The organism is Mesorhizobium sp. M1E.F.Ca.ET.063.01.1.1, assembly GCF_003998155.1.
GTDB lineage: Bacteria > Pseudomonadota > Alphaproteobacteria > Rhizobiales > Rhizobiaceae > Mesorhizobium.
The window spans coordinates 1-455 of the sequence record NZ_RZSC01001606.1 but is presented as its reverse complement, the minus strand read 5'-3'; the positions used below and the strand labels follow the sequence as shown (position 1 = coordinate 455).

1 pseudogene is annotated in these 455 nt (G+C 59.8%); it reads right to left on the bottom strand.

What is annotated here, in order from left to right:
- A pseudogene (locus EOA29_RS40020) lies at positions 1 to 181 on the bottom strand (ABC transporter substrate-binding protein); the annotation flags it as partial.
- Positions 182 to 455 lie beyond the last annotated feature (274 nt).

Below are 455 nucleotides of genomic sequence, written 5' to 3'. Positions count from 1 at the left end.
CGTCGACGGTCTTGATGGGAAGACCTTGGGCCTCCGCCGCCAGGCCTGTTCCGGCCTCGATCTGCTTGCCGAGGATCGCCGATGGTCCGGACAGCGGCGCTGCGACGCCAACCAGCGTCTCGGCATGGACGCTCGCGGCCAGCGAAATCAGCGCGGCTAAAGTCGTCGTGAGAAGGCGCATTCGGGCGAAGAGGTCCTCCGTGCCGGGAGTATGGTTCCGGCACTATTCCAGCAAAGACCTAAAGGCTGGCTAATCCCGGTGCAACACGCGAATTTCGGGATTGCGGTCAAGCACTTCGCCCCGTGTTAAGCAACTTGTGGCATGCAATATGCCGCCATATATAACGGACTCGGTTTTGACAGGTGGATCATCAGGTGCTGAAGATCAATGACACCGGGCCACAGCACTATTGCGACGCGATGGCGCATTTTGCCGGCCATGTGCATGTGGTGAC